Source organism: Undibacterium sp. RuTC16W, from assembly GCF_049339445.1.
In the GTDB taxonomy this organism is placed as follows: Bacteria; Pseudomonadota; Gammaproteobacteria; order Burkholderiales; family Burkholderiaceae_D; genus Undibacterium.
Window position 1 is genome coordinate 64,320 of sequence record NZ_JBMPPE010000005.1, and the last position, 20,482, is coordinate 84,801.

The 20,482-nt window shown below is 49.4% G+C and carries 15 protein-coding genes; 9 read left to right on the forward strand and 6 right to left on the reverse strand.

Annotated features, from left to right (window positions below):
• Position 1: 1 nt before the first annotated feature.
• The 3 genes from ACO0K4_RS11150 to dapC form a co-directional block, all read right to left on the reverse strand.
• The gene (locus tag ACO0K4_RS11150; protein ID WP_422956698.1) at positions 2-1,138 is read right to left on the reverse strand and encodes a PilT/PilU family type 4a pilus ATPase; all 1,137 of its coding nucleotides are present in this window, start codon (positions 1,136-1,138) and stop codon (positions 2-4) included.
• Positions 1,139-1,235: 97 nt separating this feature from the next.
• The gene (gene dapD / locus ACO0K4_RS11155; RefSeq protein ID WP_422956699.1) at positions 1,236-2,066 is read right to left on the reverse strand and encodes a 2,3,4,5-tetrahydropyridine-2,6-dicarboxylate N-succinyltransferase; all 831 of its coding nucleotides are present in this window, start codon (positions 2,064-2,066) and stop codon (positions 1,236-1,238) included.
• A 97-nt stretch (positions 2,067-2,163) separates the two neighbouring features.
• Positions 2,164-3,402, reverse strand: coding sequence for a succinyldiaminopimelate transaminase (gene dapC / locus ACO0K4_RS11160; protein ID WP_422956700.1), 1,239 nt, complete (start codon positions 3,400-3,402; stop codon positions 2,164-2,166).
• Positions 3,403-3,818: 416 nt separating this feature from the next.
• Here dapC and smc point away from each other — a divergent pair, with 416 nt between their 5' ends.
• The 5 genes from smc (at position 3,819) to def (ending at position 12,488) form a co-directional block, all read left to right on the forward strand.
• On the forward strand, positions 3,819-7,343 hold the full coding sequence (smc, locus tag ACO0K4_RS11165) for a chromosome segregation protein SMC (protein ID WP_422956701.1): 3,525 nt from the start codon (positions 3,819-3,821) through the stop codon (positions 7,341-7,343).
• On the forward strand, positions 7,340-8,467 hold the full coding sequence (locus tag ACO0K4_RS11170; protein ID WP_422956702.1) for a cell division protein ZipA C-terminal FtsZ-binding domain-containing protein: 1,128 nt from the start codon (positions 7,340-7,342) through the stop codon (positions 8,465-8,467). The genes smc and ACO0K4_RS11170 overlap by 4 nt, the downstream gene beginning before the upstream one ends.
• A gap of 352 nt (positions 8,468-8,819) precedes the next feature.
• Complete coding sequence (ligA, locus tag ACO0K4_RS11175) at positions 8,820-10,892, forward strand: NAD-dependent DNA ligase LigA (RefSeq protein WP_422956703.1); 2,073 nt, start codon at positions 8,820-8,822, stop codon at positions 10,890-10,892.
• A gap of 2 nt (positions 10,893-10,894) precedes the next feature.
• On the forward strand, positions 10,895-11,776 hold the full coding sequence (gene galU / locus ACO0K4_RS11180) for a UTP--glucose-1-phosphate uridylyltransferase GalU (protein ID WP_422956704.1): 882 nt from the start codon (positions 10,895-10,897) through the stop codon (positions 11,774-11,776).
• Between the two features lie 178 nt (positions 11,777-11,954).
• Complete coding sequence (gene def / locus ACO0K4_RS11185) at positions 11,955-12,488, forward strand: peptide deformylase (protein ID WP_422956705.1); 534 nt, start codon at positions 11,955-11,957, stop codon at positions 12,486-12,488.
• 182 nt (positions 12,489-12,670) lie between these two features.
• Here the strand turns inward: def and ACO0K4_RS11190 are convergent, their stop codons facing one another.
• From ACO0K4_RS11190 to map, 3 genes are all read right to left on the reverse strand, one after another.
• Positions 12,671-13,417, reverse strand: coding sequence for a pseudouridine synthase (locus tag ACO0K4_RS11190; protein WP_422956706.1), 747 nt, complete (start codon positions 13,415-13,417; stop codon positions 12,671-12,673).
• Between the two features lie 102 nt (positions 13,418-13,519).
• Entirely contained in the window at positions 13,520-16,096 is a 2,577-nt protein-coding gene (locus ACO0K4_RS11195; RefSeq protein WP_422956707.1) for a [protein-PII] uridylyltransferase, read from the reverse strand.
• Positions 16,093-16,923, reverse strand: a complete 831-nt coding sequence (gene map / locus ACO0K4_RS11200; protein WP_422956708.1) for a type I methionyl aminopeptidase — start codon at positions 16,921-16,923, stop codon at positions 16,093-16,095. Before map ends, ACO0K4_RS11195 begins: the two co-directional genes overlap by 4 nt.
• Positions 16,924-17,175: 252 nt before the next feature.
• Here map and rpsB point away from each other — a divergent pair, with 252 nt between their 5' ends.
• The 4 genes from rpsB to frr all read left to right on the forward strand — a co-directional run bounded on the left by rpsB (position 17,176) and on the right by frr (position 20,449).
• On the forward strand, positions 17,176-17,925 hold the full coding sequence (gene rpsB / locus ACO0K4_RS11205; RefSeq protein ID WP_422956709.1) for a 30S ribosomal protein S2: 750 nt from the start codon (positions 17,176-17,178) through the stop codon (positions 17,923-17,925).
• A 126-nt stretch (positions 17,926-18,051) separates the two neighbouring features.
• On the forward strand, positions 18,052-18,933 hold the full coding sequence (tsf, locus tag ACO0K4_RS11210; protein ID WP_422956710.1) for a translation elongation factor Ts: 882 nt from the start codon (positions 18,052-18,054) through the stop codon (positions 18,931-18,933).
• 175 nt (positions 18,934-19,108) lie between these two features.
• On the forward strand, positions 19,109-19,825 hold the full coding sequence (gene pyrH / locus ACO0K4_RS11215) for a UMP kinase (RefSeq protein ID WP_422956711.1): 717 nt from the start codon (positions 19,109-19,111) through the stop codon (positions 19,823-19,825).
• Positions 19,826-19,888: 63 nt separating this feature from the next.
• Positions 19,889-20,449, forward strand: a complete 561-nt coding sequence (gene frr, locus ACO0K4_RS11220; protein ID WP_422956712.1) for a ribosome recycling factor — start codon at positions 19,889-19,891, stop codon at positions 20,447-20,449.
• The last annotated feature ends 33 nt before the right edge of the window (positions 20,450-20,482 follow it).

A 20,482-nucleotide genomic window follows, 5' to 3' on the forward strand; every position in this document is an offset into this window, starting at 1 on the left:
TTTACATATTCAGTGTGAACTCGGTGAAAGACGCTTCTTCTTTCTTTTCCGGTTCTGGTTCTGGTGCGGACTGTGTCTGATCCATTTCATTGTTCAGCAGCCACAACAGGTTATTGGCAGAGTCTGCATTGGCCAGACCTTCTTCCTGACTGATCAGGCCTTCCCGGATCAAATGCATTAATGCACGCTCGAAGGTTTGCGAGCCTGGTGACAGACTTTTTTCAATCGCTTCTTTGATCTGGAAGATGTCGCCTTGCTCAATCAACTCTGCGACGTAACGAGTATTAAGCATGATCTCGACTGCCGGGCAGCGACCGCCATCGATGGAGCGGATCAGACGTTGCGAAATAATGGCGCGGATCGATGAGGATAAATCTAATAACAGCGCATTGCGGTTTTCCATCGGAAAGAAACTGATAATCCGGTTCAATGCCTGATAACTATTATTCGCATGTAGTGTTGCCAGAACCAGATGGCCGGACTGCGCATAGGCAATCGCCGCCAGCATGGTTTCCAGATCGCGAATCTCACCGATCAGGATGCAGTCCGGTGCCTGACGCAGAGAATTTTTTAGTGCGGTTTTCAGGCTGTCGGAATCGGTGCCTATTTCACGCTGGTTCACAATCGATTTTTTACTGCGGAACAGATATTCGATCGGATCTTCCAGCGTCAGAATATGGCCGGTACGCAGCTCATTGCGATGATCGAGCATGGACGCGATGGTCGTTGATTTACCTGATCCTGTTGCACCGACCACGAGAATCAAGCCGCGCTTTTCCATGATCAGATCGGATAACACCGGTGGCAAGTGCAGCGTGTTTAGCGCAGGAATATGCCCGGGAACAAAACGCAATACGGCCGATACCGATCCGCGCTGACGGAATGCTGACAAACGGAAGCGGCCAATTCCTGGTGCGCCAATACCAATATTGAGTTCATTTTCGCGTTCGAGTTGCTGCATGTGTTCGGGAGCGACTACTTCACTCAGCAGTGACAAGATATTCGCCTGATCCATTTTCTGCTGATTAATCGGCAGCAGATTGCCGTTAATTTTCAGATGGATGGGCGAGTTCATGGCGAAAAACATGTCAGATGCCTGTTTTTCTTTCATCAACTGGAATAAGCGATCCATTGCCATGGTGTGTCCCTATTCAAAAACGATTCAAAAACGAAAATGATCATTCACAATACATCTCCGGTCAGAGAAATTCAGTTTCCCTGACCGAAGCAGAAATTTACGCGCCGCGCAGCAATTCGTTGATACTGGTTTTGGAGCGGGTCTGCGCATCGACACGCTTCACAATTACTGCGCAGTAGAGGCTATATTTGCCATCTGCGGACGGCAGATTTCCAGAGACTACAACAGAACCGGCAGGAATGCGACCATAGGTGACTTCACCTGTGGCGCGATCGTAGATTTTGGTTGACTGGCCGATGTAGACACCCATGGAAATCACGGAGTTTTCTTCCACGATGACGCCTTCAACGACTTCAGAACGCGCGCCGATGAAGCAGTTGTCCTCAATGATGGTCGGGTTAGCTTGCATCGGTTCCAGAACGCCGCCAATGCCGACGCCGCCGGACAGGTGGACGTTCTTGCCGATTTGCGCGCAGGAGCCTACGGTTGCCCATGTGTCGACCATGGCACCTTCATCGACATAGGCACCGATATTGACATAAGACGGCATCAGAACCACGTTTTTGGCAATAAAACTACCGCGACGCGCCACGGCAGGCGGTACCACGCGGAAGCCGCCTTTGATGAAGTCATCTTGTGTGTAGCTGGCAAATTTAGTCGGTACTTTGTCGTAAAACTGCATGTGATCGCCGGATGGCATCACGATATTGTCTTCCAGGCGGAAAGACAGGAGGACGGCTTTTTTGATCCATTGATTGACTTGCCAGTTGCCGGAGCTGATTTTTTCTGCCACGCGCAGAGCACCGGAATCGAGTTCTGCCAATACATGGGCAACTGCTTCGCGTAATTCTGCAGGCGCTGATTTTGGTGAAAAACTGGCGCGATCTTCCCAGGCTTGATCAATGATTTGCTGTAATTGTTGAGTCATGTTAGTTCAGTCAGTTTGAAGAAAATAGTTAAATAAGTGAATGAGATATTGCGCGTTTTGGTGTCACTTTATCGCCTGGTCATGACGGTCATAACGGTCACGAAGGCTTGTGAACCGGTTCAGCGGCAAGTTTCTTGGTGAAGGCGACGATGCGTTGTGCTGCCTCCATGCATTCTTCGACTTCGGCAACCAATGCCATGCGGATGCGGTTTTGCCCGGGGTTGATGCCGTGGGCATCACGTGCGAGATAGCTGCCAGGTAAAACGGTCACATTATATTCTTGGTAAAGACGCTTGGCGAAGTCGGTGTCGGAAATCGTAATGAATTTATCGACCTTAGCCCATAGATAAAAGGCGGCATCAGGCAAGTTCACATCCAGAACTTCTTGTAAAAGTGGTGTGACTTGCGCAAATTTTTGACGGTACTGCTCACGGTTTTCCTGCACATGGACTTCATCATTCCAGGCCAGAATAGATGCAGACTGGATGCTGGGACTCATGGCACTGCCGTGATACGTGCGGTATAGCAGGAAGTTTTTAATAATCTCTGCGTCACCCGCGACAAAGCCGGAGCGCATGCCTGGCACATTCGATCGTTTTGACAGACTCGATAAGGTGATTAGGCGGCGATAATCAGTACGGCCAAAGGCGCGCGCTGCTTGCAGGCTGCCTAATGGTGCTTCCGGCTTGAAATAAATTTCGGAATAGCATTCGTCTGCGGCGATCACAAAGCCGTATTTGTCGGACAAATCGAATAATTCTTTCCAGTCGTCCATGGTCAGCACGGCGCCGGTCGGATTGCCGGGCGAGCAAATATAGAGCAACTGGACGCGCTTCCAGATCTCATTAGGAATGCTCTTGTAATCGGGGGCGAAATTGCGTGCCGGATCGGCATTTGCAAAATAAGGCTCTGCGCCAGCGAGGTAGGCGGCGCCTTCATAAATCTGATAAAACGGATTCGGACACAGAATAATCGGTTTGCCGTGCTCGTTATTACCTGGATCAATGACCGTTTGCGCCAGCGCGAACAGCGCTTCACGGGAACCGTTGACAGGCAAAATCTGGCTTGCAGCATCCAGCGCCGGTATGTCATAACGACGTGCCAGCCATTGTGCGATCGAAAGACGCAATGCCTCAGAGCCTGCGGTGGACGGATATGCGCTCAAGCCATCCAGATGATCAGTGACTGCCTGGCGAATAAATGCCGGTGTTGGATGCTTCGGCTCTCCAATCCCCAGACTGATGGCTTTATATGCGGGATTCGGTTTGACGTCCGCAAACAAGCGTTTTAGTTTTTCAAACGGATAGGGCTGAAGTTTTTGCAGGAAAGGATTCACTGGAAATTCACGTTTAGTTGTGGAACTGTGGTTGAAGAATGCGGCTCATAGCATCATGTAAAGCAAATACGACCAGGTGCAGGCAGGTGAAACACCCGATAGCGGATTTGAGCTGCACATGAAGCTGTCTGTATTATCGACGTTGACCGGCACTAACCGACGACGTATAAGGAGATGCATGAGCGACACATGAGCCGCACATGGTCGACGCATAAGCAACGTATTATAGCGCTCAGAGCAGGCTTGCGGCACAGTAACAGCCGTGGAATGCTGTATCAAAAACGGATTTCGGTGGCGTCAAAATGTTATGATGATCAGATAAGATCGGGTGCTTACAGAAATACAGACAAATTTGACATGATTTTGTCGTTTCCTGAGGCGGAATTTGAACATAAAAGATAACAAAATTTTATAACGTGCGTTTAACTTCCATTAAATTGTCGGGATTCAAATCTTTTGTTGATCCGACTAACTTTCAGGTTCCGGGGCAACTGGTGGGCGTAGTTGGCCCTAACGGTTGCGGAAAATCCAATATTATTGATGCCGTGCGCTGGGTTTTGGGTGAGTCCAAGGCCTCAGAACTGCGCGGCGAATCGATGCAGGACGTTATTTTTAACGGTTCTACGCACCGCAAACCCGCTGGACGCTCCTCGGTAGAGCTGGTTTTCGACAATAGTCTGGGAAAAGCCGCCGGTCAGTGGAGCCAATACGCCGAGATCGCTGTCAAACGTACGCTGACCCGTGACGGCACCTCCACCTACTACATCAACGGTCAACCCGTTCGCCGCCGCGATATCCAGGATATTTTCATGGGAACCGGCCTCGGTCCCCGTGCATACGCGATCATTGGTCAGGGTATGATTTCCCGGATTATCGAGGCGCGGCCTGAAGAGTTGCGGATTTTCCTCGAAGAAGCTGCGGGCGTTTCGCGTTACAAAGAGCGTCGCCGTGAAACAGAAAACCGGATTCATGACACCCATGAAAATCTGGTCCGCGTGGAAGATATCTTGCGCGAACTGAACACCAACCTGGAAAAACTCGAAGCGCAGGCGATTGTCGCGAATAAATATAATGAGTTGCAAGGTGACCAGGAAGAAAAACAAAAATTGCTATGGTTGTTGCGCAAGAATGAAGCTGCAAACGAGCAGGCACGTCATTTTGCCGAAATAGAAAAAACCCAGCTTGATCTCGAGGAGCAAACTGCCAAGCTGCGTCACGTGGAGCTGGAGCTGGAACAGATGCGCCAGGCGCATTATGCGGTCGGCGACAAAATGCATCAGGCACAAGGTCATTTGTACCAGACCAATGCAGAAATCGGCAGTCTGGAAGCGCAAATCAAGTTTGTGATTGAATCCCGTAGCCGCTTGCAAAGCCAGTTGAATTCATTGACCGCGCAGCGTGATCAATGGCAGCGTCAGGGGCAGCAATTTCAGGATGATTTGTCTGAGGCGGAAGTCCATGTTGAAGAACTCAGCGAGCGCTCTGAACAGGCGCAAGAAATCGCGCAGCAACAGAACGATAAAATTCCCGCGTTAGAGCAGGTCTGGCGTGAAGCACAGCTCAAGACCACTGAGTCGCGTGCCAAAATCATGCAGTTGCAGCAGCAGATTGAGCTGGAGTCTGCACATCAGCGCAATGCCTCAAACATCCTGAACACGCTGGCGACCCGTAAAGAACGTCTGCAACAGGAAAAGCAAGGTCTGGCCATGCCGGATAATGCGCATCTGGAAAATCTCTCGCTGCAACTTGAAGAGAAAAAACAGGTGCTTGAAGAATCGTCGATGCAACTGGAAGAAGCGCAGGAGCGTTTGCCTCTGCTGGAAGAGGAACGGCGCGCCGCACAGCAGCAGGTGAATCTCGATTCTGCGGCGTCGACTCAACTCGACGCACGTCTGCAGGCACTCAGGCAATTGCAGGAAAAGGTACAAAGTCAGGGCAAAGTACAACCTTGGCTAGAGAAGCATGAACTGAGCGGACTGCCCAAGCTCTGGCAAAAACTCCACATTCAGGCAGGCTGGGAAACCGCACTCGAAGCGGTATTGCGTGAGCGTACGTCAGCGCTGGAGATGTCAAATCTCGATTGGGCGAAAGCCTTCTTTAGCGATGCGCCTCCTGCCAAGCTCGCTTTGTATACCCCGCAAGTAATTGCCCCCGCAACGGATCTGGTTCCCGGCTTGCAACCTTTGCTCTCTTTGCTGCAACTCAATGATGCCGGTGTGCGTAGCCTGATGCAGGACTGGTTGCACCAGGTCTATGCCGCCGACGATGTTGCCAACGCATTTCAGCAGCGCGACAAGCTGCCTGCCGGTGCCTGTTTTATCACCAGGCAAGGTCATGTCATTAGCAAAACCAGTGTGCGTTTTTATGCAGCAGATTCTGAGCAGGATGGCGTGCTCGCCCGCCAGCAAGAGATAGACAATATTACAAAGCAATCCCGCGCTCAGCATATGCTGGCCGATGAGGCCAAGACCCGCGCTGTGCGTGCGGAGTCGGCCTACACGCAGGCATCGCAGAATTTACAGGAATTGCGTCAGCGGGTGAGTAGCCTGACCCAATCCGTGCATACCTTGCAAATTGAATTCATGAAGCTGGCTGAAGTGCAGGAGCGTTTTAATCAGCGCAGCACGCAAATCATGAATGATCTGGCTGAAATCGCCGAGCAAGAAAGCGAGCAGCAGCAAGCGCGGGTCGAGTCGGAAGAAAAATTTGAAATGCTCGATATCGAGCTTGCGGAACTGCAAGAAAATCATGAGCAAGGCCAGACGAATTATCTGGAAAAAGAACAGCATCTGAGTGATGCGCGCCAGCGTTTGCGCGACCTGGAGCTGGCAGCGCAAGAAGCCGCTTTCGCTGAGAAATCGCATCGCAATAAGATGGAAGAACTGCGTCGCAGCATCGCTACTGCGCTCGAGCAATCCGCACAGCTTTTTGCCAATATGCAGCAAGGTCGTCTCGAGCTGGAGGAAATGGATGATCAGACGGCGCAAGCCGGTTTGCAATCCTTGCTGGAGAAGCGTAGCGATCAGGAGCGCGCTTTGGCTGATGCGCGTCATGAGCTTGATCAATTGACGCAAAAATTACGTCAGGTCGAAGAAAGCAAGATGCAAGTGGAGCGCAGTCTGCAGCCGCAACGGGATCGTATCGTAGAGTTGCAATTGAAGGAGCAGGCAGCTCGTTTGAATCAAGAGCAATTTGCCGAGCAACTGCGTAATTTCGAAGTTGATGAGCAGGCCCTTGCACAGAAATTACACGATGATATGAAACCATCGTATCTGCAAGGTGAAGTGACCCGCCTTACCAATGCAATCGCTGCCTTGGGGGCGGTGAATATGGCAGCTCTGGACGAGTTAGCGCAAGCGACAGAGCGTAAGACTTTCCTTGATGCGCAATATGCCGATCTGAACGAGGCAATCACGACCTTGCAGGATGCGATTCATAAGATCGACATAGAAACACGTGATTTGCTGCAAGATACTTTTAATAAAGTGAATCATCATTTTGCCGAACTGTTCCCGATTTTATTCGGTGGTGGTCAGGCGAAACTTATTATGACCGGTGACGAAATTCTTGATTCCGGTGTGCAGGTCATGGCGCAGCCGCCGGGTAAGAAAAATGCCACGATTCACCTATTATCGGGTGGTGAAAAAGCCCTGACCGCGACAGCACTGGTGTTCTCGATGTTCCAGTTGAACCCGGCGCCATTCTGTTTACTCGATGAGGTCGATGCACCGCTTGATGATTCCAACACGGAACGTTTCTGCAATATGGTGAAACGTATGTCCGCTAACACACAGTTTTTGTTCATCTCCCATAATAAAATTGCGATGGAAATGGCGCAGCAATTGATTGGCGTCACCATGCAAGAGCAGGGGGTTTCTCGTATCGTTGCTGTGGACATGGAGTCCGCTGCACATTTCGTATCTGAGGCGCAAGCAGCATGACAGATCTACAAATCAGCTTATTAGCAATCGGTGGAACCATCGTTGTCGGTGTTGTGATTTTTAATAAATGGCAAGAATATAAAGCAAAGAAAAGTGTTGATCAGGCCTTTGGCAGTGGCCATGACGATGTTCTGATGAATCCTAATGCAGTGACCGAGCCACGTTTTCAAGAAGATGGCTACGACACGCCGCTGCCGCGACATGAGCCAAGTCTGGATGCAGATTTTTCAGAGGATAATTCTGACTTCGGGCGGCAGTCGCCTGCGTCAATGCCGGGAACGATTTCTCAGGCTAGCCCATTCGATGCATCTGAAAAAGACTTATCTGAAAAAGACTTGCCAGTCGATGAGCTCATCGACTGCATCATTCCGCTTGAATTCGATGCGCCGGTACGTGGTGAAAAATTGCTGACAGAAATTCAGGGATTGAAATACGTAGGTAAAAAACCAATTCATTTTATCGGACTCAGCCACGATGGCGTACGTGATGTCGTTGCCCATGGCGGCATCTACACAACGCTGTTTGCTGGTGTGCAGATGGTCAGCCGCGGCGGCCCGTTGAATGAACTGGAATACTCTGAATTCGTCACCAAATTACGTGAAATTGCAGATAGATTAAATGCGCATCCCGATATTCCTGACATGAATCGTGTCATGTCGAATGCGCGTGACTTGCATCAGTTTGTGTCTGAACACGATGCGCAACTCAGTGTGAATGTCATGAGTAACGGCGCACCATGGGCGGTCAGCACGTTGCTGGCAGCGTTGGAGAAGCAGGGCTTTGATGTGCGGCCAGATGGCCGTCTGGTGATGCCTGACGGTGATGGCGGCAATTTGTTCACCTTGTCGACCAATGTCAGCGTCAGCGAGGCGGTGACTGCGCGCCTGACCTTATTGCTGGATGTGCCTTGCGTCGCACCTTTGCGCGATGGGTTCGGTGCGATGGCAGCTTGTGCCAAGTCGCTGGCGACACGGCTTGGCGGTACGGTTGTAGACGACGGTAACCAGCCGATCTCTAAGGCCGCTCTGGATGAAATCGCCGGGCAGGTGAATGAATTTTATGCCGCCATGGCAGAGGCGGATATCGCAGCGGGATCAACTCGCGCTCAGCGCTTGTTTAGTTAGATTTGGCGATATGAGATCAGTTTAGGATCAGTTTCTTCCTGATTTTAAAAAGGAATCCGCAATGAATCCGCAATACCGGTGCGCCTTCTAGCCCGAAATGCCTCTGACGGCCGCATCCAGTATGCGGGTCGGTTGCAAAAACTTGGAAAGTCCTGTAGCCGAGATGCGGCACCATGCCAGTCTGGCGAACCCGGTGCAGCGATAAGTCATTAGTGCGAGGTTTTAATATTTTGCAATAAAATGATGTGATGCATTGGGGTGCGGGCTTATTCAAAGTCCTCCTATTCAAAGCTTCCTTATTCAACGCACAATGCAGAATTTCTCTGTTTAATGAAAGTAGTTTCTCCGCAAAATGCAAAATGATTTCTTTGGTGATGCCTCATCCAATCAATCCGCTAGTCATCAACAACATGCCGATCTCACGATCAAAGCAGCAGCGCTGCGCGATGAATTAAACCGTCATGCGCATGCCTACTACGTACTCGACGCCCCTGCGGTGCCGGATTCTGAGTACGACAGGCTGTTTCTGGCTTTACAAAGCTTGGAGCAAGAACATCCCGAATTGAAAACGCCAGATTCGCCGACTTTACGCGTCGGCGGTACTCCTCTGCCTGAATTTACTCAGGTCCAGCATGCGACCCCGATGCTATCGCTGAATAATGGTTTTGAAAATGACGATATCGTGGCGTTTGATCGCCGTGTCAGCGAGGGACTCGATACGGCGCAGGCGGTTGAGTATGCCATTGACCTGAAGTTTGATGGTCTGGCGATTAATTTGCGTTATGTCGATGGTGTTTTCACGCAGGCAGCCACTCGTGGCGATGGTTTTACGGGGGAGGATGTAACGGAAAATATCCGGACCATACGTAGCATCCCTTTGCGCTTGACCACGCAGTATCCGCCTAAGCTATTAGATGTGCGTGGCGAAGTCCTGATGTTTAAACAGGATTTTGAAAAACTCAATCAACGTCAACGTGCCGCCGATGCGAAAGAATTTGCGAATCCACGCAACGCCGCGGCGGGTAGCTTGCGCCAGCTTGATTCCAAAATTACGGCGCAACGAAGTTTACGTTTCTTTGCGTATGGTATCGGTTCGATGGAAGGGGCGGAGATGCCCTCGTCGCATCGTGCTTTGCTCAACTGGTACGATCAGATGGGGATTCCCGTTTGTGATGAACATGCGATTGTGCGTGGCGTCGATGCCTTGATTGGGTTCTATCAGCAGATCCAGCTCAAGCGTGACACCTTGCCTTACGATATTGATGGTGTGGTGTATAAGGTCAACTCGTTTGCGCAACAGGATAGCTTGGGTTTTGTCTCGCGCGCGCCACGTTTTGCGATTGCGCATAAGTTTCCTGCACAAGAGGCTTTAACCACCGTGCTGGATATTGAAGTACAGGTTGGTCGCACCGGAGCGATCACGCCCGTCGCACGCCTGGCGCCCGTGTTTGTCGGTGGCGTGACGGTGACTAATGCGACCTTGCACAATGAAGAAGAGGTGCGTCGTAAAGATATCCGCATCGGTGATACGGTCTCAGTACGCCGGGCCGGCGATGTCATTCCGGAGGTGGTTTCCAGCGTCCTGGAGAAGCGTCCGGCTGATGCCCGCGAATTCCTGATGCCGACCGAATGCCCGGCCTGTGGGTCAACAATTGTTAAACCGGAGGACGAAGCCATTGCCAGATGCTCTGGTGGCTGGATAAAATGTGTTGCTCAGAGAAAAGGTGGCTTGTTCCACTTTGCCTCCCGCAAGGCGATGAATATTGATGGCGTCGGTGAACAGTTGATTGATCAGCTGGTTGATAAACAGGTTGTGACGACGGCGGCTGACTTATATAAACTGGGATTGACTTCCTTAGTTGCTCTCGACAGGATGGCGGATAAGTCGGCACAAAATATTCTGGCCGCGCTGGAAGTATCCAAAGAGACGAGCTTTGCCCGTTTTATTTATGCACTGGGGATTCGCCATGTCGGTGAATCAACGGCGAAAGATCTGGCAGCGACTTTTGCCAACGCGGATGCACTGATTGCCGCGACCGAAGAACAGTTGCTGGCAGTATCCGATGTGGGGCCGGTGGTGGCAAAGTCGATTCTGGCTTTTTTCGCGGATCCGCTGAATGTTGAGCTGGTTCAGCAGTTACTGGCGTCCGGCATACATTGGCCAGTCGTTGAACAGAAAGAGATCGGGTCGCAACATTTATTGGGAGCGACTTTTGTGTTGACGGGAACTCTGCCAAGTCTGAGTCGCGATCAGGCAAGTGCGATGATAGAAAGCGCAGGTGGCAAAGTAGCTGGTTCTGTATCGAAAAAAACCAGTTATGTCGTAGCAGGTGATGACGCAGGTAGTAAACTAGTGAAAGCGCAGGAATTGGGTATTCCTTTACTGACCGAAGCAGAATTGCTTCAACTTTGTTCCAGGAAATAAAAATGAGAAAAATTAGAAAAGCGGTATTCCCTGTTGCTGGCTTAGGTAGCCGGTTTTTACCTGCCACCAAAGCGCAACCAAAAGAGATGTTGCCTATCGTCGATAAGCCATTGATCCAATACGCCGTGGAAGAGGCCGTCGAGGCGGGTATCACCGAGATGGTATTCATTACCGGGCGTGCTAAACGTGCGATTGAAGATCACTTTGACAAAGCCTATGAGCTTGAAAGCGAACTGGAAGCGGCGGGCAAACAAGCTTTGCTCGATCTGGTGCGTAATGTGATCCCGAAAAATATTAACTGCATTTATATTCGTCAGCAGGCCGCTCTAGGTCTGGGTCATGCCGTGTTATGCGCCCGTCCGGTGATTGGCGATGATCCTTTTGCTGTGTTGCTGGCAGACGATCTGATGGATGCGGATGAGGGATATCCATCAGTCATGACGCAAATGACGCAGCTATTCGAGGAAGAGGGCGGTAGTGTAATTGCTGTTCAGGACGTGCCACGTGAATTTACCCGTCAATACGGTATTGTCAGCGGCACTCCGTACAAGGACCGCGTAGAAAAAATGCATGGCATCGTAGAAAAACCAATGCCAGATGTCGCACCATCAAATCTGGCGGTTGTAGGTCGCTATGTATTGTCTGGACGCATTTTTAACTATCTGGAAAAACTGGGCAGAGGTTCCGGTGGCGAGATTCAATTGACGGATGGTATCGCTGCAATGCTCAAGGATTATCCGGTATATGCCTACCGCGCTGCGGCAACGCGCTACGATTGCGGTTCTAAACTTGGCTATCTGAAAGCCAGCGTTGCCCTGGGTATGAAGCATCCTGAAACCCGGGATGAATTCCTGGAGTATCTGCGTTCGCTGAAAAACGTATAACGCTAAGCCAATCTGGCATCGCCAGACTGACTATAGATAAAGCCAAACGTCGAGATGACGTTTGGCTTTTTATTTGATTGTAGTAATGCAGTAAGATACTGGTGAGTTGACTATATTGTTGTCAGACACTGGCCGCATAAGATGAATGCTGGCGAAATCGCCATACAGGAGCAAGTAAATGATTCATCCGATTTTAAAAATGGGCGACCCGCGATTACTGCGGGTTGCCGAGCAGGTAAAGCAATTCAATACGCCAGAGCTGGATGCTTTGATCAAGGATATGTTTGAAACGATGATTGCCGCGAACGGTGCAGGTCTGGCCGCACCGCAGATAGGAATCAACTTGCAGCTGGTGATCTTCGGTTTTAAAGACAATCCACGTTATCCAGATGCGCCCAAAGTGCCGGAAACGGTGCTGCTGAATCCCGTTTTGACGCCACTGTCGGCCGATACGGATGATGCGTGGGAAGGTTGCTTGTCTGTGCCTGGTATGCGTGGTCTGGTACCGCGCTGGAGTCAATTACGCTATGAGGGATTTGATCAGTTTGGCAATCGTATCAGCCGTGATGTCGATGGATTTCATGCGCGCGTGGTACAGCATGAGTGTGATCATCTGAACGGTATTCTGTATCCGATGCGTATCAAGGATCTCAGTCAATTCGGCTTTACGGAAGTCTTATTCCCCGAATTGGATCCGGATGACGATGACTGACAGGGTAGTAGCTTTTTAAAAAATATGCAGACGTCGCACTGACAAATCTACTTATCCTCATACTCCGATGTACTAATATACTCCCCTAGTGTATTTTTAAGATGCCTAATAAAACAGTGAGGATTAAGGCGATTTTTTAAAAATAGTAGGGGAGTATCGGTACAGTTCTTCAGACGAATATATCAGAATTGCTCGTCGTCCCGCAGATAGCGCCATTGTCCTTCCGGTAAATTGCCTAACCTGACTTTGCCGATACGCACTCGTTTTAATCCAATCACTTTTAAGCCTACCATCTCGCACATGCGGCGAATCTGGCGTTTTTTTCCTTCGCGCAAAATGAATTTGAGCTGATCTTCATTTTGCCAGGTGACTTTGGCCGGCAGTAGTTTTTTGCCATCGAGAGTTAATCCAAAATTGAGCCGCCTCAACTCGGCATCTGGCAAGACGCCTGGTTTGGTGTACTCGACCCTTACCAGATATTCTTTTTCGACGACTGTGTCCTGACCGATCAAGTGTTTGGCAACCCGGCCATCCTGCGTCAGGATCAGCAGGCCAACAGAGTCAATATCGAGGCGACCGGCGGGCACCAGGCTACGCAGTTGCGTCGGGTGAAACTGCGTATCTACTGCGCATTCACTCCAGCGATTTTCTGCTTTGATCAGTGCAACTGCCGGTGTATAGCCGTCTTCGGCCTGGCCACTGACATAGCCGACCGGTTTGTTGATCAGAATCGTCACGCGCTTTGATTGCTCTGCTGCCGCCTGACGTTCTACCGACACTTTCTGTTCGGGAAAAACTTTGCTGCCGAGTTCGGACACGACCTTGCCATCGACCCTGACCCAGCCACGGGCAATCCATTCATCAGCTTCGCGGCGGGAGCAGATGCCCAGTTCAGACATGCGTTTCGAGAGTCGTACCAGTTCAGTCATAAAAACAATCAATCAAATCAAATCAAATAAAATAAAAAAACAAAATAATCCATGCCAAAAAATACACAGTATTTTCAAATAAATGACATTTAAAAACAGCATTTAAATTCGTAATGCATCCAATAGCTCAGCCTCAAATTGCAACTGATTTTTTGCACTTTGCAGCACCGCGCCGTCGACCAGAAAAACGTCTTCAACCCGTTCACCCAGCGTCATGATTTTAGCCGTATATAAATTGATCTTATATTTGGTCAAAACCGTGGCGATTGTGTAAAGCAGGCCGTTGCGATCATTAGCTGAAATTGAGAGCAAAAAGTAACGGCCTTTTTCATCGGGACGCAAATCGACGCTGGGTACGATAGGGAAGGTGCGCGACATGCGCGATACGCGTCCGCGATTCGGTGGCGAGAGCGGCGTCTGTTGTGTCAATACCGCAGCAAGTTCATGCTCAATCAGCGTGATGATGTCGCGATAGTTATTGGCAAAAGCAGGCTCAATCACCAGGAAGGTATCGAGTGCGTATCCGCCTTTAGTAGTGTGAATTTTTGCGTCGAGAATGCCAAAATTCTTGCTGTCGAAGTAATTACAAATCCGTGCAAACAAATCGGCCTGATCCGGCACATATACCGTGACTTGCAAGCCTTCGCCGATTGGCGATAGCCGGCATTTCACCACCGGCGCGGGACTTTGAATCTTGTCATGCAGCGATCTGGTTTGCCATGCAATATCGGATGCATCATGCCGTAAAAAATAGGCCATATCGAGCTGCTGCCAAAGCGCTTCGTGCGCATCCGATGGCAAGCCATACAGGCGCAAGGCTTTTAACGCATCTTCTTGGCGATTTTTCAGTTCCCTGTCTTTGGACGGCGCTTCGCCACCTAGCACGCGTAAAGTGATGCGATATAAGTCTTCGAGTAACTTGCCTTTCCACGCATTCCAGACTTTCGGACTGGTGCCGCGGATATCGGATACTGTTAGTAAATACAGGGCTGTCAGATGGCGTTCATCTTTGACCAGTTCGGCGAATGCCTGTACTACATCCGGGTCGGACAAATCTTGTTTTTGTGCGACTTGCGACATCGTTAAGTGATGTTGAACAAGGAAAATAATCAACTCCGAATTGGTTTTGGAGATGCCGTGATCGAAGCAAAACTTCCTGGCATCGCTCATCCCTAAAACGGAGTGGTCACCACCTCGTCCTTTCGCAATATCGTGAAACAAGGCGGCGATATACAGGATCCAGTGCTGATTGAAATTCGCCATCAACTGACTGCAAAACGGATATTCGTGCGCATGTTCCGTCATCGTAAAGCGACGCAGGTTGCGGACTACCATCAGTATGTGCTGATCGACTGTATAGGCGTGAAACAGATCATGTTGCATCTGCCCGATGATGCGGCGGAAGTTGGGTAAATAGCGCCCCAACACACTCATCTGGTTCATGCGGCGCAGGGCGTGAGTAATGCCTTGCGGTGATTGCAGAATCTGCAGAAACATTGCACGATTAAAAATATCGTGACGAAATCCTGCATCAATCGCGAAACGTGCATGCCACAGCGCTCGCGTGGTGCGTGCCGTCATGCCTTTTAGCTCGGGATGCTGCGCCATCAATAAAAAGATTTCCATAATCGCCGAAGGCGAGGTCTGGAAAGTATCGTCTTTGGCGATGTCGATCAAGCCATTGACTTCGCTGAAACGCTCATTGATCGGTCGTGGGACCGAGGGCTGTGGAAAAAGATTTGCTTCAATATTTTGCAGCAGTATTGTATTTAACTGTGTGACCGTTTTAGCAGCCCAGTAATAGCGCTGCATCAAATGTTCGCTCGCCCGGCGTGACTCTGTGGTCTTGAATCCGAAGGTCTCAGCAATCGCTGTCTGAACGTCAAAAATTAAACGATCTTCGCGACGGCCTGCGTGGATATGCAGGCGGATGCGAATGTCTTTAAAGGCGCGTTCATTGCGTTTTAATTGGTGTGCTTCAGTCGCAGTCAGCAAGCCGCGCTCAGCGAGTTCTCGCCAGGAATTGCCGAGATTAGCCGCTTTTGCCACCCATAAAATCACCTGTAGATCACGTAATCCACCGGGGCTTTCTTTGCAATTGGGCTCAAGGCTATAAGCGGTGTCTTCGTACTTAGCATGACGCTGCTGCAATTCCAGCATTTTTTCCTGAAAAAAATGCTGAGGATTCATATTCGCGGCGTAGTTGGCCTGCATCTCGCGGAACAGTTTTCGGCTTCCGGTAATGAGGCGTGCTTCCAATAAACTGGTTTTTACCGTGACATCGGCTCTGGCTTCTTCCATGCACTCATCGACAGTGCGTATGCTGTGACCAATATCGAGTCCGATATCCCAGAAGATTTGCACCAGATGCTCCAGCTTTTCGCGCATGGGCTTGTCTGGGTGTTCCGATAACAGAATTAATACATCTACATCGGAGTAGGGAAATAATTCCCCCCGACCATAACCGCCAACTGCAACCAGTGAGGTGGTGGTCGGGAAAGCGAATTTTTTCCAGATATTACTTAAAACCTGATCCACGTTACGACACAAATCGCGCAACAGGACTTCGGTTTTATGATTTTCTTTGAAAGTGGCAATGACTGCCTGTTGAGCCGCTTTGAGTTCTTCTTTGAACTCAAGAGCGGAGATGCTGGCAACTGCTGTTGCGCCTGTCATCATGCAGGTGTGGCTTGAGCCTGAGCTGCCAGGATAAAATCTGGTGGTGGCGGAGAACCTGCGGATAAAGTGAGAACTTCATAACCGGTTTCAGTAACGAGAACGGTATGTTCCCATTGTGCTGATAAGCTGCGGTCTTTGGTTTTAATTGTCCAGCCATCACCCATTTCACGTATATCGCGACGACCGGCATTAATCATCGGTTCAATCGTGAAGATCATGCCTGGAACCAGTTCTTCTAGTGTGCCCGGGCGGCCATAGTGCAATACTTGTGGTTCTTCATGAAAGACCTTGCCGATACCGTGACCACAGAATTCGCGCACCACGCTGTACCCGGCTTTTTCGGCGTGTTGCTGAATAATAAAGCCGATGTCGCCGAGATGATTGCCTGGTTTGACTTTGGAAATGCCAAGCCACATACATTCATAGGTAATCTCGTTAAGGCGTTTTGCCAGGATTGACGGTTCTCCTACCAAAAACATACGGCTATTGTCGCCGTGGTAGCCATCTTTAATGACGGTAATATCGAGATTGACTACGTCACCGCTTTTCAATACTTTATCGCCCGGGATGCCGTGGCAAATGACATCGTTGACTGAAGTGCAGATGGCTTTAGGGTAAGGGGTGTAGCCCGGAGGACAATAATTCAGCGGGGCAGGAATGGAGCCTTGTACGTTCAACATGTATTCATGACACAATCTGTCGAGTTCGCCCGTAGTAACACCGACTTTCACAAAAGGTGTGATGTAGTCGAGCACCTCAGAACCGAGGCGACCTGCAATGCGCATTCCGGCGATGTCTTCAGGGGTTTTGATGGAAATAGATGTCATGCTGAGCCAAATAAGGTGATTTCTGATAGGACTCAATTATAGACGAGGCAAGTCTTGCTTGCTGGGAGTTCATTTGACCCTTGAATCAAGTCGTATTTTCGTAGTAGAATAGATGGTTAGCTTGGATGAGCTCTGAGTTAATGGCAGCAAAATTATTAAATTTATATCAATTAATGCACGAATCTGTCCGACAAGGGTGTCTGAAATTTTTCGGATCACTGGCTGGATTCAAGACCTAACCCTGGAGTTATTATGTCTGTAACAATGCGTGAAATGCTGGAAGCTGGCGTCCATTTTGGTCACCAAACCCGTTTTTGGAATCCAAAAATGGCACCGTTCATCTTCGGTCACCGCAACAAGATTCATATCGTCAACCTGGAAAAAACTCTGGGTATGTACCAAGAGGCGATGAAGTACATCCGTCAATTGTCCGCTAATCGCGGCACTATTTTGCTGGTCGGTACTAAGCGTCAGGCTCGCGACATCATGGCAGCTGAGGCGCAACGCGCTGGTATGCCTTATGTTGATCAGCGCTGGTTGGGCGGTATGCTGACTAACTTCAAAACTGTTAAAACATCGATCAAGCGTCTGAAAGACATGGAAGCTTCTGTTGAAGACGGTTCTGTAGAAAAGTTGAGCAAAAAAGAAGCGCTGATGTTCCAGCGTGAAATCGTTAAATTGCAAAAAGCAATCGGCGGTATCAAGGATATGGGCGGTATTCCTGACGCAATTTTCGTGGTTGACGTTGGTTATCACAAGGGTGCGATCACTGAAGCTGCTAAATTGGGTATCCCGGTTATCGGCGTGGTTGACACTAATCACTCCCCAGAAGGCGTTACTTACGTCATTCCTGGTAATGATGACTCCTCCAAAGCGATCGCTCTGTACGCCCGTGGCGTTGCCGATGCAATTTTGGAAGGTCGTGCGAATGCAGTGAATGAAGTCTTGGAGGCAGTAAAGCCAAGTTCTGATGAGTTCGTTGAAGTAGAAGATCAGGCGTAATTGCAGGGTGCTTCGCTGAGTTCACAAGCGTAAAGTAAGTAAAAGGGGGCAACAGTCGTTCGCCCCTTTTTTTAAATAAATTTTGATGACGGCGCCCATTTGGTGCTACTGAATTAGGAGAAAAACATGGCGGCGATTACAGCAGCGATGGTAGGCGAATTGCGTGCAAAGACAGATGCACCAATGATGGAATGCAAAAAAGCACTGACAGAAGCTGAAGGTGATATGGATCGTGCGGAAGAGTTGCTGCGCGTTAAGTTGGGTAGCAAAGCATCTAAAGCAGCATCACGTATTACTGCAGAAGGCGTAGTAGCAACACACATCATCGGCAACGTTGGTGCAATGGTTGAAGTCAATTGCGAAACAGATTTTGTGACAAAGAATGATGATTTCATCGCCTTGGTCAATACATGCGCAAGATTGATTGCTGAGCATAATCCGGCAGACGTTGCTGCGTTGTCAGCATTGCCACTCGAAGGCGGTACAGTTGAGTCCGTACGTGCTGCGTTGATCGGTAAAATCGGCGAAAACATGTCGATCCGCCGTTTCGTTCGTTTTAATACAGAATCAAAACTGGCGGCCTATTTACACGGTACCCGTATCGGTGTTGTCGTTGATTTCAATGCTGCCGATGACCAGGTTGGTAAAGATGTAGCAATGCACATCGCTGCAATGAAGCCAGTGTCTTTGTCCGCAGACGAAGTGCCTGCAGATCTGATCGAAAAAGAACGTTCTGTAGCGTCACAAAAAGCAGCAGAATCTGGCAAGCCAGTAGATATCGTTGCTAAAATGGTTGACGGTTCTGTGCAAAAATTCCTGAAAGAAGTTTCTTTGTTGAATCAGACATTTGTTAAAAACGACAAGCAAACTGTCGAACAGATGTTAAAAGCAGCAAATGCTTCTGTTAAATCTTTCACGATGTATGTCGTCGGTGAAGGCATTGAGAAGAAGCAGGATGATTTCGCCGCAGAGGTGGCCGCTCAGGTCGCAGCAGCAAAACAGGCGTAAGCAAAAAAGCGGGCCGAAAGGCCCGTTTTTTTAAGTCTTGGCTTGTAGGAATTGCATTATTGGAATGGCATTATCGATGCGCCAATAATAGAAAATATTGTTTAGCGCAAACCGCTGACAAGATTTTTTGTAAGTAGTTTTATTTATTGATCTCACATCCGAAGGAGTCCAGAACGTGACTAAACCAGCATACAAACGTGTCCTGTTAAAACTCTCTGGTGAGGCCTTGATGGGAGATGATCCCTTCGGCATTAATCGCGCAACAATAGAGCGCATGGTCGCTGACGTCGCTGAAGTTTCGCGCATGGGTGTCGAGCTGGCGATTGTGATCGGTGGCGGTAATATTTTTCGTGGTGTGGCACCAGGTGCGCAGGGCATGGACAGGGCAACTGCCGACTATATGGGGATGCTGGCAACAGTCATGAACGCGCTGGCATTATCTGATGCAATGCGTCAGGTCGGACTGACTTCCCGTGTCATGTCTGCGATCGCAATTGATCAGGTCGTTGAACCTTATGTCCGCCCGAAAGCCTTGCAGTATTTGGAAGAAGGTAAAGTAATCGTGTTTGCTGCAGGTACAGGCAACCCTTTCTTTACGACAGACACGGCTGCAGCTTTGCGTGGTTCAGAAATTGGTGCGGAAATCGTCCTGAAAGCCACTAAAGTGGACGGCGTATACACCGCAGATCCAAAGAAAGATCCTTTGGCAACGCGTTATTCAACGATTTCTTTTGACGAGGCAATTTCTCGTCATTTACAGGTGATGGATGCGACCGCATTCGCTTTGTGCCGCGATCAAAAATTGCCAATTAAAGTATTTTCTATCGTTAAGCCAGGTGCGTTGAAAAACGTTATTCTGGGTGCAGACGAAGGTACCCTGGTACACGTATAATTTCTTGTTTAGCATGACGCATTGGCGGTGCTAAGTTGATAGCTTGATGTTGAGGAGGACGGCATGACCGTTGCAGATGTAAAGAAAAATACTGAACAGAGAATGCAGAAGTCGATTGAGACACTGAAATCTGATTTGTCCAAAGTTCGTACTGGCCGCGCTCATACGGGCATTCTCGATCATGTTCAGGTCGATTACTATGGTACAGCGACACATATTACCCAAGTTGCTAATGTCACCTTAATCGATGCACGTACGATTGGTGTGCAGCCTTGGGAAAAGAAAATGATCTCGGCAGTTGAAAAGGCTATCCGTGATGCAGATCTGGGCTTGAACCCATCGACTCAGGGCGACATGATTCGTGTACCAACACCGCCTTTGACTGAAGAGCGTCGTAAAGAGATGGTGAAGCTGGTCAAGACCGAAGGTGAAGATGCGAAAATTGCTGTCCGTAATATTCGCCGCGATGCTAACGAATCTCTGAAAAAGCTCTTGAAAGATAAAGCTTGCTCTGAAGATGACGAGCGTCGTGCACAAGATGATGTACAGAAATTGACTGATAAATTCGTCAGTGAAGTAGATAAACTGCTTGCTGAAAAAGAAAAAGAAGTGTTAACCGTATAGATCGGTTCGCAGTTTCTTGCTCTGATCCACATT